The sequence below is a fragment of the Streptomyces albiaxialis genome, from assembly GCF_039530985.1.
Lineage (GTDB): Bacteria > Actinomycetota > Actinomycetes > Streptomycetales > Streptomycetaceae > Streptomyces > Streptomyces albiaxialis.
Window position 1 is genome coordinate 1,090,281 of the sequence record NZ_BAAAPE010000001.1, and the last position, 15,090, is coordinate 1,105,370.

The window sequence follows — 15,090 nt, forward strand, 5'->3', positions numbered from 1 at the left end:
GAGGGGTCGGAATGTTCGACGAGGGCATCCTTTTGGAATCCCAGTCCTTGCGCACCAGCATGACGGGTCACACGGAAGTGCTGGACCGGGTGAAGACCCTCACCCTGCTCCCCGACGATCTGCACATGACGACGCGCATGGTCGCCGCCTACTTCGGCGTCGGGATCAAAGCCATCCGCTCCCTCGTGGTCGACCACAGGCAGGAGCTGGAGGCGAACGGCTACCGGGTCCTGACCGGCGCGGAACTAAGCTCCTTCAAGGAGCTCAGTTCCCTCGACAAGCACACGGGGCGCCACTTGGCGCTCTTCACCCGCCGCACCGTCCTCAACGTCGCGATGCTGCTGCGCGACAGCGTCGTCGCACGTCAGGTGCGTACGTATCTGCTCGACGCCGAGTCGGGACAGCGTTCCGCACCCCCTGTGGACAACTCGGTTTTCCACAACCTGGAGAAGTGGCTCGACGCCCGCGTCCTGCACCACGTCGAGCAGCGGCTCGCGGAGTGGGGCCCGCCGGAGACGCGGAACGAGGCACGGATGCGGGTCCTCGCCGAGGAGGCGGTCCGCTCGGCGGTGGGACGGGCCGTCGTCCCGTTGCTGAACGAGCTGATCCGGTCCGACTCCGAGCTGCGCCACCGCCTCGCCGGGCACCAGGAGGAGATCGCGCGGCTCAACAAGGTGCTGTGGGAACGGGAGTCCGCGGGTTCGCTCGCGGCCCTGGACGAGATGGACCACCGCGCGTTCGCCCAGCACATCGCCTGGCTGTGCCGCCGCGACGGCTGTACGGGCGTGACGGCGACCGCCGCACCCGCGGGAGGCGGGGGACACGAGGGGCGCATCGACGTCCTGGGGCACACCGCGGACGGGCGGCGCCTCGTCGCGCGCTGCGAGCGCCGCGCCCCGGACGCGACGGTGACCAGCACGGACGTACAGGCGTTCGTCGGTACGGCCAAGCGCGAGCACCGCGCGGAGGCCGCGCTGCTGGTGTCCACGGCGCCGTTCACGCGCGACGCGCTGCTGCGGGCGTCCCGGCACGACGTCACCGCTGTGCACCGCGGCCTGCTGGAGTCGTGGAACAACGGCGCCCGGCTCCGCGTGCTGGAGTCCGTCGGCTGAACGGGCCCCGCCCCTTCACGTGGACGCGGAGGCCCTGCGGCGCCGGTCCCGGTGCGCCTTCTGGCGGCACGCGGACCCGCAGTAGCGAGCCGGACGTCCGGTGCGGGCCCCCGCGCGGGGCGCGGGCAGGGGAGCGCCGCACGTCTCACAGCACGAGGTTTCGTTACGGTTCACGGCCTCGCCCCGCGCTCTTCCGTTACGGAATTTCGTTACGGCGCCATCGGTGCGCAGGCCGTCGAAGACCACCGCGGTGAGCAGCCCCGGCGGCCGTCCGACGCCCTCTCCGCGCTGTTCCATCGCCGCGCAGCCGACCAGCAGCGTGCGGACGCGTGCCACGTCGACGTCCCCGCGTACGGCCCCCGCGCGCTGCGCCCGTACGAGCAGCTCGCCCAACGCGATCCCGAACTCCCCCTGTGCATCAGCCGTGAGGTCTGGCGACTGCCCCGCGGGCCCCGGCGACTCCGCGAGCGCGTCGCACAGAGCACGGTCGAACGCCGCGCGCTCCACCATCTGTTCGAGGAACCGGAAGAAGACCTCGCCGGGCGCGCTGGACCCCGCCAACTCACGGGCCTCCCGCACACACTCCTCGACGCTCTCCCCGATCACGGCCTCGAACAGGGCCTCCTTGGAAGGAAAGTGACGGTAGACCGTCCCGGCGCCGACGCCCGCGCGGCGCGCGATCTCGCCGAGCGGCACCATGCGCCCCTCCGCCGCGAAGACGGAGCGCGCGGCGTCGAGCACCCGCGCCCTGTTGCGCCTGGCATCCGCCCTGCTGGCCGGGATGCCCGCCGCATCCCGGTCCGCCGCGCCGTTCGCCATCCGCCGGCCCCTCTCCGTGCCTCCGCGCCCGTGGAACGCCCCTCGCCATGGGCAAGCGGGTCGAGCATTCCGCTACGTTAAACGGGTTATCCATTCCGATTCTAGCCCCGAAAAGGGCGTGGAGAGCGCGGAATCGCCCCTGCCGCGACACGACAGCGGTGGGCAGGGAAACACGCAGGGTCACGGAGAGAAGGGGGTGGGGAACACCCGTACGATTCTTGCCGTCGACGCGACAGGACAACAGGGCGGCGCGCCGTCGCCCATCGGCTCCTCACGGACGGATGACGTGCGCGCGGAGTCTCGCCGCGCGCGGCACGGAGAGCAGAGGAGCCCTCAGGCGCCCAGTCGGGCCTCCACGCGTTCGCGCAGGCGTGCGTACTCCGCGGCGCGATGCCGCGGCCGTCCCGGCGGGCGCCGCACCGCGCGCCCCTCGGTGACCGTCTGGCCCAGCCGGAACTGGTCGCGGGTCAGATCCGTCTCCTCGCCGCTCGCCAGCCTGTTCCACCAGTGGAAGCCCTGCTGCTCCCCGTCCAGGAACACCTCTCCGCACAGCAGCTCGCCGCCGAAGAAGTCGTGCACGACCAGCGCCGTCACGTCGCAGTGGCCCCACGCGGGGTTCTCCGCCGTCCACGGCGCGCGCGCCGCGTCGTCCGGCGCGCAGGTGTCGGCGGCCCAACTCGCCCGCACGGCACGCGCGATCTCGTCCAGGGTCCGGGAAACGGCCGTCGGTGCGCTCATGTCCCCGCCGCTCATGCCCCCACGATGCCGGCCACCACTGACAATCCCGGATCCCGGCCCTACGAGCGCGCCGTGCCCCCTCCGAAGGCCTCCGCGTGCGCCGCCGCCCACTCCGCGAAGGGGCGCGGCGGCGTGCCGGTGACCTGCTCCACGACCGGGGAGACCTCGACGGGGTGCGCCGCAGCCCGCGCGTAGTGTCCGGCCAGTCCGTCGGCCACCCACCGCGGGACGCCCGCCGCGACCAGGCCCGCGCACCACGCGTCGGGGTCCAGCTCCTCGAACCGTACGGGCCTGCCCAGCGCCTCGCCGAGGATCCGCACCTGGTCCTCGGTGCTGAGCTGCTCCGGCCCGCTCAGGACGGGCGTGCGCCCCACCAGCGCGCTCCCCTCACCGAGGCCGTCGAGCAGGGCGCGCGCCGCGACCGCCGCGATGTCGCGCTCGTCGACGGGAGTGACGCGGGCGGCGCCGTACGGTGCGCGCACCGTGCCGTCCGTACGGACGCTCTCTGCCCAGGCGAACGCGTTCGAGTGGAAGACGCCGGGGCGCAGCGCCGTCCAGCGCAGGCCGGACTCCCGCACCATGTGCTCCAGTTCGCGGTGGTGGGCGCCGACGGGGTTGGCCTCGTCCAGCGCGGCGGCGGTGGACAGCAGTACGACGTCGTGCACGCCATGGTCCACGGCCTGCCGCAGCAGGGGCGCCAGGCGATCACCGACGGCGGCGTGGTTCACGAACACCGCGCGCACCCCCTCCAGCGGAAAGACCCCGGGCCCCTCGGCCTCCTCGGGCGCGCCCGCCCCGCCCGCCGCGTCCCGTACGACCTCGACGGCCGGAGGAAGCGCGGCGGCGGCCTTCTCCGGGTCGCGGCTGAGGGCGCGCACGGGGGCGCCCGCGGCGGCGAGAAGTTCGACGAGGGGGCGTCCGACGTTGCCGGTCGAGCCGGTGACCAGGTGCATATGTCCTCCCCAGGAAAATTCGCAACTCCGCGTTGCGATAGCCTGAGCCTCGCACGCCACCGCCCCACAACGCAACTGGGAGTTGCGATGAATGCGCAGAACACGGACCGAACGGGCCGCAAGGACCGAACGGACCACCCCGAGCCGCCCCCGGCCCGCCAGGCACGCGGACCCAAGGTCCAGGCGGCCGTTCTCGCCGCCGCCCGCCAGGAACTGGCCGAGGCCGGATACGCCGCGCTGACCGTCGAGAACGTCGCGCGCCGCGCGGGCGTGCACAAGACGACCGTCTACCGCCGCTGGAAGGACCGCGAGACGCTCGTCACCGAGGCCCTCACCGAGCACCTCGCCGCCAGCATCCTCATCCCGGACACCGGCGCCTTCGAATCCGACCTGCGCGAACTCGCCCGGCGCATGGTCCGCAGCATCACCAGCGTCGACGAGCAGGGCGTCACGGCCGCGCTGTACTCCGACGCCGGCCGCCTCCCCGAGATCGCCGCCGTCCGCCAGGGCCTCTTCGCCGACCGCTTCCGGCGCGCCGCGCCGCTCGTCGAGCGCGCCGTCGACCGCGGCGAGCTGCCCGAGGGCACCGATCCGGCGCTCCTGCTCAAGTCCCTGATCGCGCCCGTCTATCTGCGGCTGCTCGTGCTCTCCGAGCCCCTCGACGACGCCGTCGCCGACCACGCCGCCGACATCACCCTCGCCGCGGCCCGCGCGGGGCTCTTCCGCCGCACGTGACCGTTCACCCGGCCCCGGGCAGCAGCGGGAACACACGGCTGACGACGGCCACCGGGCGCGCGCCGACGGGACGCGCGCCGCTGTCCGCCTCCCGCGACCTGTACGGCTCCAGCGCGCTCCGTACGGCCTCCGCGACGGCCGTCATCTCCTCCGGCGTCAGGTACACGACCTCGCTGAACGCCTCGTCGCGCCGCCACTCCTCCGGCGCCGCGTCCCGCGACGCCAGCCACCGCTGGTAGCTCTCGTCCTCCAGGCCCCGCGCCAGCTCCCCGAACCCCTCGGGCTCCTCGTGCTCCGCCGCCTCCGGCGCGGTCCTCAGCCGCCACGGGCGCGCGCCCCCGCGCCCGCCGCCCCCGCGCGGGGCCTCCTCGATGCGCCCGTACCGCGCGAGCTGGCGCAGATGGAACGAGCACAGCCCCGAGCTGTACCCGAGCCGGGCCGCGGCCTGCGTCGCCGTCACCGTCCCGGCCTCGTCGAGCAGGGCCAGCAGCGCGCTCCGCACCTCGTGCTCGGGCAGCGCATCGCGCGGGCCGTGAACCCGGGGCTGATCCTCTTCTTCAGTCACTTTGCAAAGTCTGATACTTTGCAAAACGCTTGGCAAGCGGCAAGCGGCAAGCGGCAAGCGGCAAGCCGCAACAGCGAGAAGAGAGGTCGAGGCCCCGGTGCCCACACGAGTCCAGGGACAGTCCGTCACGCACTACCCCGCGCTCCCGCCCGAGGCCCGGCGCGGTTCCGTACGCCGTATCACCGAGGTCGGCGAGGAGGTCCTGCACCGCCCCTGCGACCCCGTCACCGAGTTCGGCACCCCCGAACTCGGCACGCTCATCGACGACATGTTCCTCACCATGTACGTCGCCGACGGCGCCGGACTCGCCGCCAACCAGGTCGGCGTCGGTCTCCGCCTCTTCGTCTACGACTGCCCCGACGACGAGGGCGTCCGCCACGTCGGCCACCTGGTCAACCCGGTCCTCGACCCGCCCGACCCCGCCACCCGCCGCCTCCTGGAGGACGGCGAGGGCTGCCTGTCCGTGCCGGGCGCCGGCATGACGCTCCCCCGCGCCGACCGCACCGTCGTCCGCGGCCAGGACAAGGACGGCAACCCGCTGGTCATCGAGGGCACGGGCTACTTCGCGCGCTGCCTCCAGCACGAGACCGACCACCTGCACGGCCGGACCTACCTCGACCGCCTCTCGCAGCGCGACCGCAAGACCGCCCTGCGCCAGATGACCGACCGCCGCGACGAGGTCCACGCCCGCCGCACCGCCAACGCCGAACGCCTGGCCGCAGGAGAACGCGACTAGGTCTCCGCTCGCCTAGGTCTGCGCCATGTCCACGAAGCGCGAGTAGTGCCCCTGGAAGGCGACCGTGATCGTCGCCGTCGGGCCGTTACGGTGCTTGGCCACGATCAGGTCCGCCTCACCGGCCCTCGGGGACTCCTTCTCGTACGCGTCCTCGCGGTGCAGCAGGATCACCATGTCCGCGTCCTGCTCGATCGAGCCGGATTCACGCAGGTCGGACACCATCGGCTTCTTGTCCGTCCGCTGCTCGGGGCCACGGTTGAGCTGCGAGAGCGCGATCACCGGGACCTCCAGCTCCTTCGCGAGCAGCTTGAGGTTACGGGACATCTCCGAGACCTCCTGCTGACGGCTCTCGGGCCGCCGCGAGCCGCCCGACTGCATGAGCTGGAGATAGTCGATGACGATGAGCTGGAGGTCGTTGCGCTGCTTGAGGCGGCGGCACTTGGCGCGGATCTCCATCATCGACAGGTTCGGCGAGTCGTCGATGTACAGCGGGGCGTCCGTCACCCCCGGCATCTGCCGCGCCAGCCGCGTCCAGTCCTCGTCCGTCATCGACCCGGCCCGCATGTGATGCAGCGCCACCCGCGCCTCGGCGGACAGCAACCGCATCGCGATCTCGTTCCGCCCCATCTCCAGCGAGAAGATCACGCTCGGCATGTTGTGCTTGATCGAGCAGGCGCGGGCGAAATCCAAGGCCAGCGTGGAATTGTGCGTCGGGACCATCGAGCGGGTCGCCAGATACAGGTGGTCGGGGTTGTCCACCTGCACACAGCGCACCGGGACGCTCTCCACGGGCCGCACCTCGGTGATGAAGCGCGAGCCGATGCGCGGGTAGCTCTCCCGCGACCGCTCCTTGTGCGCCAGCCTCTTGCGCTCCAGACGGAAGACGTCGTCGGGGGTGGTGAACGTGATCTCGTACACCGTCGACGTCTCTTCGCTCCGGCCCTCGACGCGCCGGGTCGACCAGCCGCAGCGGTGGCCCAGGCCGACGATCAGCTCCCGGAAGTCCTCGGCCAGCCGTCGGCTCGTCACCGCGAAGCTCAGCGAGCCCGTCCTGTCGGCCGTCCCGTCGGTGTCCATCAGTCCCGCGAGCAGCGCCTGCCGCTGCTCGACGGAGGCCCGCAGATACGCCTGGGGGATGTGCTTGGCTCCCAGCACCCCGAGCGTCCGCAACCGGGCCTGCACGCTGCCGTTGCGTCGCGTACAGCCCTCGCAGCGCGGTGCCGTGAGCGACGAGGAGTGGCACCGCTCACCGCAGTCCACGCACACCGTGTGCGCGCCGGGATCGGAGACCGTGCGCGCACGTCCCCCGCACGATTGCCCGCACGTCCTCACGTGCGCGAGCTTCGGCACGAACGGCTCGCCGCACACGACACACACACGCTCCGCGGTCCGGTCGGCCTCGTCCGGGAGGCGGATGCCGTGGCTGTCCGTGCTTCCCACCCGCGTGGTCACGAGTCCCTCGGCCTCGATCGCCAGGAGGATCTCCGGGTCCACGGTGGTGATACGGGCGCAGCCCGAGGCCCCGTCGCCCAGCCACGCGCCAAGCACGTACGGCGGAACGGGAAGGTCGCGTTCCGGAAGGTCCAGGGGCGCGGCATTGCTCACCGAGTGGTTCAGGCGTGCGTCGGCCGTCTCGCAGCGCAGGGTCCGGGCGATCTCCCGCGTCGTCCGCACGGCGGCGCCCTGGCGGGCGGAGCGGCGCGAGGCACGGGTGTCCGTGAGCCACTGGTGCTCCGCGTCGGCGATCACGGTGGTGCCGTCGTCGAAGACCACCTCGAAGCAGGGGCGCTCCGTCATCACTTCGGTCGCGGCGACGATCCGCGTCGGCTTCCCCGAGGCGTCGAGCAGGAAGTCGCCCTCGCGCACCTCGCCCATCGTCGTCCAGCCGTCCGGCGTGGGCAGCGGAGTGTCCAGGGCGAGAGCCTTGCCCATAGCCGGACGGGCCGCGATGACGATCATCTGGCCCGGGTGGAGGCCGTTCGTCAGGGAGTCGAGGTCGGTGAAGCCCGTGGGGACGCCCGTCATCTGGCCGCTGCGGGAGCCGATGGCCTCGATCTCGTCGAGGGCGCCCTCCATGATGTCGCCCAGCGGCAGATAGTCCTCGCTGGTGCGCTGCTCGGTGACCGCGTAGATCTCGGCCTGGGCGGAGTTGACGATGTCGTCGACGTCGCCGTCCGCCGCGTATCCCATCTGGGTGATGCGGGTGCCCGCCTCGACGAGGCGGCGGAGGACGGCGCGCTCGTGGACGATCTCCGCGTAGTACTCCGCGTTGGCCGCGGTGGGGACCGCCTGGACGAGCGACTGCACGTATCCGGGGCCGCCGACGCGGGCGATCTCGCCGCGCTTGGTCAGCTCGGCGGTGATGGTGATGGGGTCGGCCGGCTCACCCTTCGCGTACAGGTCGAGGATCGCCTGGTAGACCGTCTCGTGCGCGGGGCGGTAGAAGTCCTGGCCCTTGAGGACCTCGACGACGTCGGCGATGGCGTCCTTGGACAGCAGCATGCCGCCGAGGACCGACTTCTCTGCCTCCAGGTCCTGCGGGGGGACGCGCTCGAAGCCGCCGGGGGGACCGCCGTGACCGTCGGACTCGGGGCCGCGGTCGTGTCTGTCGTGCCGCTCCGACTGGCCGTTTCCGCCGTTCCCCCGCGGCTGGCGGCGCTGGGAGGCGACCGGGAAGCCCTCGGTGGCGGCGAGTTCGGTGATCCAGGGGTCCTCGACGTGTTCGGGCTGCTGGGTCACCCCGTCACCTCCTCCCGGCCGGTGCCCCCTCTTCGCGCGGCACTGACGCACGGCACAGTCTTACGGCACAGCTCTGACAATTGGGACGCCCTGCTCCGGTTACGGCGCGTCGGTACCGCGGTGAAGTCGAGGGGAATCTGGGGCGGGCGCTGCACTACGGTAGGTGGGCCGCCGGGTTCAGCCAACCATCTAATCCACAGCAGGCTGTGGATGACGCCACGCATCCTGTGGACAACTGGGGAAAAGCTGTGCACGAGTCGGGGGACAGTGCTGTGGATTACTCGTCCACACGCTCCTCGCACCCCATCTGACCTGCACAAAGACCATCCACCCCCTGTGCGGGGAAAAAACTTCGGGACTTGTACCCGCAGAGGTTCATCTGCCCGGCGCAGAGCCTTTCCGTACACGGACAAGTAACAGGCGATGGTGCCTTGCGCTCATTACCTGTGGATGTTTGGATCGAACCCATGAGCCCCTCCTCCGCCACGCCGAAATCCTCGGCGCGAGCAGCCGTGCGACGGCACGACCGGGAGATCGTCGCGCTCGCCCTCCCCGCCTTCGGCGCGCTCGTCGCGGAGCCCCTCTTCGTCATGGCCGACAGCGCCATCGTCGGCCATCTGGGCACCCCGCAGCTCGCCGGACTCGGCGTCGCGGCGGCCCTCCTCCAGACCGGCGTCAACATCTTCGTCTTCCTCGCCTACGCCACCACGGCCGCCGTCGCCCGCCGCCTCGGCGCGGGCGATCTGCCCGCCGCGCTGCGCCAGGGCATCGACGGCATCTGGCTCGCGCTGCTCCTCGGCGCCGCCGTCGTGGCCGTCGTCATCCCCACCGCGCCCGCGCTCCTCGACCTCTTCGGCGCCTCGGAGACGGCCGCGCCGTACGGCGTGACGTATCTGCGGGTCAGCGCGCTCGGCATCCCCGCGATGCTGGTCGTGCTGGCCGCGACAGGCGTGCTGCGCGGCCTCCAGGACACCCGCACCCCGCTCTACGTCGCGATCGGCGGTTTCACGGCGAACGCGGCGCTCAATGTCCTCCTCGTCTACGGCTTCCACCTCGGCATCGCGGGCTCCGCCTGGGGCACGGTGATCGCCCAGTGCGCGATGGCGGCCGTCTATCTGACCGTCGTCGTCCGCGGGGCCCGCAAGCACGGCGCCCCGCTCCGCCCCGACCTCGCGGGCATACGGGCCAGCGCCCAGGCGGGCGCCCCGCTGCTGATCCGTACGCTCTCGCTGCGCGCGGTCATGATGATCGCGACCGTGGTGGCGGCCCGGATGGGGGACGCGGACATCGCGGCGCACCAGATCGCGCTGACCCTCTGGTCCCTGCTGGCCTTCGCGCTGGACGCCATCGCGATCGCCGGGCAGGCCATCATCGGGCGCTATCTCGGGGCCTCGGACGAGGAGGGCGCACGGGCCGCGTGCCGGCGGATGGTGCAGTGGGGGATCGCCTCGGGCGTGGTGCTGGGGGCGCTGGTCGCGCTCGTACGTCCGCTGTTCATGCCCCTGTTCACCTCGGACCAGTCGGTGATCGACCAGCTCACGCCGGTGCTGCTGGTGGTCGCGGTGACCCAGCCCATCGCGGGCGTGGTCTTCGTGCTGGACGGTGTGCTGATGGGCGCGGGCGACGGCCCGTATCTCGCGGGCGCGATGCTGGTGACGCTCGCACTGTTCGCCCCGATGGCGCTGCTGGTCCCGTCGATGGGCGGGGGCCTGACCGCCCTGTGGTGGATGGTCGCGGGACTGATGATGGGCACCCGCCTGGTCACCCTGTGGCTCCGCGCCCGCTCGGGACGGTGGATCGTCACAGGGGCCGTGCGGGCGTGACCGCGCGCCACCGTTTCACGTGAAACCGTGCGACGGGGTGCCCCCTGTTTCACGTGAAACAGGGGGCACCCCGTCAGGGGCGCGGGGACTGCGCGCCCAGCCACGACGCACGGGCACCCGCGAAAGCACCGAAGGCCCCGCCCCCTCCGGCGAAACCGGAGAAGGGCGGGGCCCTCGTGCATCGGCAGAGGCCGAGCGCAGCGATACGCGTTACGCCGCGGCGACCTCGACGTCGATCTTCGCGGCGACGTCGGCGTGGAGCCGGACCGAGACCTGGTGCGCGCCCAGGGACTTGATCGGGGCGCCCAGCTCGACGCGGCGCTTGTCGACGTCCGGGCCACCCGCCGCCTTGATGGCGTCGGCGATGTCGGCCGGGGTCACGGAGCCGAACAGACGGCCCTGGTCACCGGCGCGGACCGTCAGGCGCACCTTGACGCCCTCGAGCTGGCCCTTGACCTCGTTGGCCTGCTCGATCGTCGCGATCTCGCGGATCTTGCGGGCGCGGCGGATCTGCTCGACGTCCTTCTCGCCACCCTTGGTCCAGCGGATCGCGAAACCGCGCGGGACCAGGTAGTTACGGGCGTACCCGTCGCGGACCTCGACAACATCGCCCGCGGCACCGAGGCCGGAGACCTCGTTGGTCAGGATGATCTTCATGCTGTGGTCACCCTTTCCTTATCGCGCGGTCGAGGTGTAGGGCAGCAGCGCCATCTCACGGCTGTTCTTCACGGCCGTGGCGACGTCACGCTGGTGCTGGGTGCAGTTGCCGGTGACCCGGCGGGCACGGATCTTGCCGCGGTCGGAGATGAACTTCCGCAGCAGGTTCGTGTCCTTGTAGTCGACGTAGGAGATCTTCTCCTTGCAGAACACGCAAACCTTCTTCTTCGGCTTGCGAGCAGGCGGCTTCGCCATTGTCTCTTCTCCAGATAAGTTCGATCAGAAGGGCGGCTCGTCCGAGTAACCGCCACCGCCGCCGCCGGGGCCGCCGCCCCAGCCGCCGCCACCGCCGCCCTGCTGGCCGCCGCCGGCCGGGGCGCCCGTGGCCCACGGGTCGCCCGCGGGACCGCCGCCGCCCTGCTGGCCGCCGCCGGGGCCGCCGCCCCAGCCGCCGCCACCCTGGCCGCCGCCACCGCCGAAGCCGCCGCCCTGGCCACCCCGGCCGCTGGTCTTGGTGACCTTGGCCGTCGCGTTGCGGAGGCTGGCGCCGACCTCGTCGACGTCCAGCTCGTAGACCGTGCGCTTGATGCCCTCGCGGTCCTCGTACGAGCGCTGCTTGAGGCGGCCCTGCACGATGACGCGGGTCCCCTTGGTGAGGGACTCGGCGACGTTCTCCGCCGCCTGCCGCCAGACCGAGCAGGTCAGGAACAGGCTCTCGCCGTCCTTCCACTCATTGGTCTGCCGGTCGAAGGTGCGCGGAGTGGACGCGACGCGGAACTTCGCGACCGCCGCACCGGAGGGGGTGAAGCGCAGCTCGGGGTCGTCGACGAGATTGCCGACGACCGTGATGACGGTCTCGCCTGCCATGGGTGAACCTCTCGGCGGGTGCTGCTGGCTGCTGTGGAGCTCGGTGGTGCTGTGGTGCCGCGCTGAGCGCGGCCGGTGGTGCTACTCGGTGTCCCGGGACCTCAGTGGGTCGAGGGACGGAGGACCTTGGTCCGCAGAACGGACTCGTTGAGGTTCATCTGACGGTCGAGTTCCTTGACCACGGCAGGCTCGGCCTGGAGGTCGATGACCGAGTAGATGCCCTCGGGCTTCTTGTTGATCTCGTAGGAGAGACGACGACGGCCCCAGGTGTCGACCTTCTCGACCTTGCCGTCGCCCTCGCGGACGACGGAAAGGAAGCTCTCGATCAGGGGGGAGACAGCGCGCTCCTCCAGATCGGGGTCGAGGATCACCATCACCTCGTAGTGACGCATGTAGAACCCACCTCCTCTGGACTCAGCGGCCACGGTCGTTCCGTGGCAGGAGGGTCGTGATGCGTGTCCGCGCGCCGCGTACGGCCGCCGTGAGCGGGCATACGGGGACTGCGCAGACGGACCAGCCTACCTGTCCTCGGCCTTCCGGTTGAAATCCTGGGGGATCCCCCCGCAATCTGGACAGCACAGGTGTGAGCGGCGTTACATTCCGCGTCGCCTTCTGTCAGGAGGTGCCCCATGGCACAGGCCGTGCGTCGTAGTCACTTCAGCCCCGTCTCCCTCCTCAACTCGGACGGCAAGCCGCATCCCGTGGAGAACTCGTTCGCCGCGGTCACGATGCTCCTCGGGGCGGTGGCGATCATCACCTCGATCTGGCCCGGACTGCATCTGATCAGCTCGTGGACGGGTCTGGCCGGGGTGCTCACCGGGATGTGGGCGCAGTTCATCTCCGCGACGACCGGTGAGCGCTTCGTCGCGATCATCGGCCTCGGCGCCGCGGGCGTGGGCTTCTATCTGGGCGTCGCCCACGGCGGCCTCATCCCCTGACGCTCGGCTGACGGGCCCGAACGGGGCTTTGCGGGGCACAGTAGGCTTCCGGCGAGCATCACACGTTCGCCGGAGGAGCGTCCCGCATGAGTCTGACCCTGAGGACCATCAGCCGAGAGCAGCATCTGGCGTATATCCAGAGCCTGCCGTCCGCCAGCCATTGCCAGGTGCCCGCCTGGGCGGATGTGAAGAGCGAGTGGCGCGCGGAGAACCTGGGCTGGTTCGACGACAGGACCGGGGAGATGGTCGGGGCCGGGCTGGTGCTGTACCGCCAGCTCCCGAAGGTCAAGCGGTACCTGGCGTACCTGCCCGAGGGCCCGGTGATCAACTGGTACGCGCCGAACCTGGAGGAGTGGCTCAAGCCGATGCTGGCGCACCTGAAGCAGCAGGGCGCCTTCTCGGTGAAGATGGGGCCGCCCGTCGTGATCCGGCGCTGGGACGCCGCGGCGATCAAGAAGGGCATCCAGGACCAGGACGTCAAGCGGCTGCGGGACGTGGAGGCGACGCACATCGAGCCGCGCGCCTTCGAGGTCGCCGACCGGCTGCGGCGCATGGGCTGGCAGCAGGGCGAGGACGGCGGCGCGGGCTTCGGCGACGTGCAGCCGCGGTACGTGTACCAGGTGCCGCTGGAGGGCCGCTCCCTGGAGGACGTGCACAAGGGCTTCAACCAGCTCTGGCGGCGGAACATCAAGAAGGCCGACAAGGCCGGTGTCCAGGTCGTCCAGGGCAACATGGCGAATCCGTACGACCTGGACGAGTGGCAGCGGCTGTACGAGATCACGGCCGAGCGCGACCGGTTCCGCCCGCGCCCGAAGGCGTACTTCCAGCGCATGTGGAACGTGCTGAACGCCGAGGACCCCAACCGGATGCGGCTCTACTTCGCCGAGCACGAGGGCGAGCGGATCTCGGCGGCGACGATGCTGATCGTCGGCGGCCACGTCTGGTACTCGTACGGCGCCTCGGCGAACCACAAGCGCGAGGTCCGGCCGTCGAACGCGATGCAGTGGCGGATGCTGCAGGACGCGTACGCGCTGGGCGCGGGCGTGTACGACCTGCGGGGCATCAGCGACTCGCTGGACGAGAACGACCACCTCTTCGGACTGATCCAGTTCAAGGTGGGCACCGGGGGGCAGGCTGCCGAGTATCTCGGCGAGTGGGACTTCCCGCTCAATAAGCTGCTGCACAAGGCCCTGGACATCTACATGTCCAGGCGCTGACACTCACACAGCCCTCACACCCGGATCGAGAAAGGTGCCGTACCGGCCATGGCGCTCACCCTCTACGTCGACACCGAACGCTGGCGGGCGCACCAGCAGTCGGTGATACAGCAGTTCCCGGGGATCGTGCCGGTCTGCAAGGGCAACGGCTACGGCTTCGGACACGAGCGGCTGTCGGACGAGGCCACGCGCTTCGGCGCCGACATCCTGGCCGTCGGCACGACGTACGAAGCCGCGCGGATCAAGGACATGTTCGGCGGCGACCTGCTCGTGCTGACGCCGTTCCGCAAGGACGAGGAGCCGGTGCCGCTCCCGGACCGGGCGATCCGCTCGGTGTCCTCGGTGGAGGGCGTGGGCCTGATGCGCGGCGCGCGGGTCGTGGTCGAGGTCATGAGCAGCATGAAGCGGCACGGGATCACCGAGGAGGACCTGCCGAAGCTGCACGCGGCGATCGACGAGGTCCGTCTGGAGGGCTTCGCGCTGCACCTGCCGCTGGACCGCGCGGACGGTTCGGACGCGGTGGAGGAGGTCATCGCGTGGATGGACCGGCTGCGCGCGGCTCGGCTGCCGCTGGACACGATGTTCGTGAGCCATCTGAAGCCGCAGGAGTTCTCGGTCCTCCAGCAGCAGTTCCCGCAGACCCGGTTCCGGGCGCGGATCGGCACCCGGCTGTGGCTGGGCGACCATGACGCGACGGAGTACCGGGGCGCGATCCTGGACGTCACCCGCGTCGCGAAGGGCGACCGCTTCGGCTACCGGCAGACGAAGTCGGGCGGCGACGGCTGGCTGGTCGTGGTCGCGGGCGGTACGTCGCACGGGGTCGGCCTGGAGTCGCCGAAGGCCCTGCACGGCATGACGTCGCGCGCCAAGGGCGTCGCCCGCGCGGGCCTGGCGACGGTGAACCGGAACCTGTCCCCGTTCGTCTGGGCGGGCAAGCAGCGCTGGTTCGCGGAGCCGCCGCACATGCAGGTCTCGATCCTCTTCGTCCCCTCGGACGCCCCGGAGCCGAAGGTCGGCGAGGAGCTGACGGCGATCCTCCGCCACACGACGACCACGGTGGACCGCACGCTCGACCGCTAGCCCTGTTGCCGGCGGCTACGCATCTGCCGGGGACTGTGCATTCCCGACTGCACGTAGTGTCGTGGTTGCGCGCGCAGTTCCCCGCGCCCCTTGAGGGCAAAGGGGCGCGGG

Annotated in this window: 16 protein-coding genes; 7 read left to right on the plus strand and 9 right to left on the minus strand. The window is 71.2% G+C overall.

Features of this window, described 5'->3' with window-relative positions; genetic code table 11:
- Positions 1-59 precede the first annotated feature (59 nt).
- Positions 60-1,112, plus strand: coding sequence for a restriction endonuclease (locus tag ABD343_RS04835; protein ID WP_344524262.1), 1,053 nt, complete (start codon positions 60-62; stop codon positions 1,110-1,112).
- Between the two features lie 15 nt (positions 1,113-1,127).
- Here ABD343_RS04835 and ABD343_RS04840 read toward each other — a convergent pair whose 3' ends face one another.
- The 3 genes from ABD343_RS04840 to ABD343_RS04850 all read right to left on the minus strand — a co-directional run bounded on the left by ABD343_RS04840 (position 1,128) and on the right by ABD343_RS04850 (position 3,622).
- The gene (locus tag ABD343_RS04840; protein WP_344524264.1) at positions 1,128-1,931 is read right to left on the minus strand and encodes a TetR/AcrR family transcriptional regulator; all 804 of its coding nucleotides are present in this window, start codon (positions 1,929-1,931) and stop codon (positions 1,128-1,130) included.
- 333 nt (positions 1,932-2,264) lie between these two features.
- Positions 2,265-2,684: a YunG family protein gene (locus tag ABD343_RS04845; protein ID WP_344524266.1), complete on the minus strand. Its 420-nt coding sequence runs from the start codon at positions 2,682-2,684 to the stop codon at positions 2,265-2,267.
- 44 nt (positions 2,685-2,728) lie between these two features.
- The gene (locus tag ABD343_RS04850; protein ID WP_344524267.1) at positions 2,729-3,622 is read right to left on the minus strand and encodes an NAD(P)H-binding protein; all 894 of its coding nucleotides are present in this window, start codon (positions 3,620-3,622) and stop codon (positions 2,729-2,731) included.
- Positions 3,623-3,709: 87 nt separating this feature from the next.
- Here ABD343_RS04850 and ABD343_RS04855 point away from each other — a divergent pair, with 87 nt between their 5' ends.
- On the plus strand, positions 3,710-4,357 hold the full coding sequence (locus tag ABD343_RS04855) for a TetR/AcrR family transcriptional regulator (protein WP_344524269.1): 648 nt from the start codon (positions 3,710-3,712) through the stop codon (positions 4,355-4,357).
- 4 nt (positions 4,358-4,361) lie between these two features.
- Here the strand turns inward: ABD343_RS04855 and ABD343_RS04860 are convergent, their stop codons facing one another.
- Positions 4,362-4,922: a winged helix-turn-helix domain-containing protein gene (locus ABD343_RS04860; protein ID WP_344524271.1), complete on the minus strand. Its 561-nt coding sequence runs from the start codon at positions 4,920-4,922 to the stop codon at positions 4,362-4,364.
- Between the two features lie 97 nt (positions 4,923-5,019).
- On the opposite strand from ABD343_RS04860, the gene def reads away from it, so the two are divergent.
- A complete protein-coding gene (gene def, locus ABD343_RS04865) occupies positions 5,020-5,658 on the plus strand; it encodes a peptide deformylase (protein ID WP_344524273.1) in 639 nt (212 codons plus the stop codon).
- A 12-nt stretch (positions 5,659-5,670) separates the two neighbouring features.
- On the opposite strand, the gene dnaB is transcribed toward def, so the two are convergent.
- Positions 5,671-8,397, minus strand: a complete 2,727-nt coding sequence (gene dnaB / locus ABD343_RS04870) for a replicative DNA helicase (protein WP_344524275.1) — start codon at positions 8,395-8,397, stop codon at positions 5,671-5,673.
- 467 nt (positions 8,398-8,864) lie between these two features.
- On the opposite strand from dnaB, the gene ABD343_RS04875 reads away from it, so the two are divergent.
- Entirely contained in the window at positions 8,865-10,220 is a 1,356-nt protein-coding gene (locus ABD343_RS04875; RefSeq protein WP_344524277.1) for an MATE family efflux transporter, read from the plus strand.
- Between the two features lie 210 nt (positions 10,221-10,430).
- Here ABD343_RS04875 and rplI read toward each other — a convergent pair whose 3' ends face one another.
- The 4 genes from rplI to rpsF all read right to left on the minus strand — a co-directional run bounded on the left by rplI (position 10,431) and on the right by rpsF (position 12,136).
- Complete coding sequence (gene rplI / locus ABD343_RS04880) at positions 10,431-10,877, minus strand: 50S ribosomal protein L9 (RefSeq protein ID WP_344524279.1); 447 nt, start codon at positions 10,875-10,877, stop codon at positions 10,431-10,433.
- Positions 10,878-10,895: 18 nt separating this feature from the next.
- Positions 10,896-11,132: a 30S ribosomal protein S18 gene (gene rpsR / locus ABD343_RS04885; RefSeq protein ID WP_003978893.1), complete on the minus strand. Its 237-nt coding sequence runs from the start codon at positions 11,130-11,132 to the stop codon at positions 10,896-10,898.
- Between the two features lie 24 nt (positions 11,133-11,156).
- Complete coding sequence (locus tag ABD343_RS04890) at positions 11,157-11,744, minus strand: single-stranded DNA-binding protein (RefSeq protein WP_344524281.1); 588 nt, start codon at positions 11,742-11,744, stop codon at positions 11,157-11,159.
- 101 nt (positions 11,745-11,845) lie between these two features.
- A complete protein-coding gene (gene rpsF / locus ABD343_RS04895; RefSeq protein ID WP_185017594.1) occupies positions 11,846-12,136 on the minus strand; it encodes a 30S ribosomal protein S6 in 291 nt (96 codons plus the stop codon).
- Between the two features lie 237 nt (positions 12,137-12,373).
- On the opposite strand from rpsF, the gene ABD343_RS04900 reads away from it, so the two are divergent.
- The 3 genes from ABD343_RS04900 to ABD343_RS04910 all read left to right on the plus strand — a co-directional run bounded on the left by ABD343_RS04900 (position 12,374) and on the right by ABD343_RS04910 (position 14,979).
- Positions 12,374-12,682 (plus strand): hypothetical protein, encoded by a 309-nt coding sequence (locus tag ABD343_RS04900; RefSeq protein ID WP_344524284.1) that lies wholly within the window; start codon positions 12,374-12,376, stop codon positions 12,680-12,682.
- Positions 12,683-12,768: 86 nt separating this feature from the next.
- Positions 12,769-13,899 (plus strand): lipid II:glycine glycyltransferase FemX, encoded by a 1,131-nt coding sequence (locus ABD343_RS04905; RefSeq protein ID WP_344524286.1) that lies wholly within the window; start codon positions 12,769-12,771, stop codon positions 13,897-13,899.
- A gap of 48 nt (positions 13,900-13,947) precedes the next feature.
- Complete coding sequence (locus ABD343_RS04910; protein ID WP_344524288.1) at positions 13,948-14,979, plus strand: alanine racemase; 1,032 nt, start codon at positions 13,948-13,950, stop codon at positions 14,977-14,979.
- Positions 14,980-15,090 lie beyond the last annotated feature (111 nt).

Excerpts from the sequence above, each read along its gene's own strand:
- ABD343_RS04835 (WP_344524262.1), top strand. The coding sequence starts at position 60 with ATGACGGGTCACACGGAAGTGCTGGACCGGGTGAAGACCCTCACCCTG.
- ABD343_RS04840 (WP_344524264.1), bottom strand. The coding sequence starts at position 1,931 with ATGGCGAACGGCGCGGCGGACCGGGATGCGGCGGGCATCCCGGCCAGC.
- ABD343_RS04845 (WP_344524266.1), bottom strand. The coding sequence starts at position 2,684 with ATGAGCGGCGGGGACATGAGCGCACCGACGGCCGTTTCCCGGACCCTG.
- ABD343_RS04850 (WP_344524267.1), bottom strand. The coding sequence starts at position 3,622 with ATGCACCTGGTCACCGGCTCGACCGGCAACGTCGGACGCCCCCTCGTC.
- ABD343_RS04855 (WP_344524269.1), top strand. The coding sequence starts at position 3,710 with ATGAATGCGCAGAACACGGACCGAACGGGCCGCAAGGACCGAACGGAC.
- ABD343_RS04875 (WP_344524277.1), top strand. The coding sequence starts at position 8,865 with ATGAGCCCCTCCTCCGCCACGCCGAAATCCTCGGCGCGAGCAGCCGTG.
- rplI (WP_344524279.1), bottom strand. The coding sequence starts at position 10,877 with ATGAAGATCATCCTGACCAACGAGGTCTCCGGCCTCGGTGCCGCGGGC.
- rpsR (WP_003978893.1), bottom strand. The coding sequence starts at position 11,132 with ATGGCGAAGCCGCCTGCTCGCAAGCCGAAGAAGAAGGTTTGCGTGTTC.
- ABD343_RS04890 (WP_344524281.1), bottom strand. The coding sequence starts at position 11,744 with ATGGCAGGCGAGACCGTCATCACGGTCGTCGGCAATCTCGTCGACGAC.
- rpsF (WP_185017594.1), bottom strand. The coding sequence starts at position 12,136 with ATGCGTCACTACGAGGTGATGGTGATCCTCGACCCCGATCTGGAGGAG.
- ABD343_RS04900 (WP_344524284.1), top strand. The coding sequence starts at position 12,374 with ATGGCACAGGCCGTGCGTCGTAGTCACTTCAGCCCCGTCTCCCTCCTC.
- ABD343_RS04905 (WP_344524286.1), top strand. The coding sequence starts at position 12,769 with ATGAGTCTGACCCTGAGGACCATCAGCCGAGAGCAGCATCTGGCGTAT.
- ABD343_RS04910 (WP_344524288.1), top strand. The coding sequence starts at position 13,948 with ATGGCGCTCACCCTCTACGTCGACACCGAACGCTGGCGGGCGCACCAG.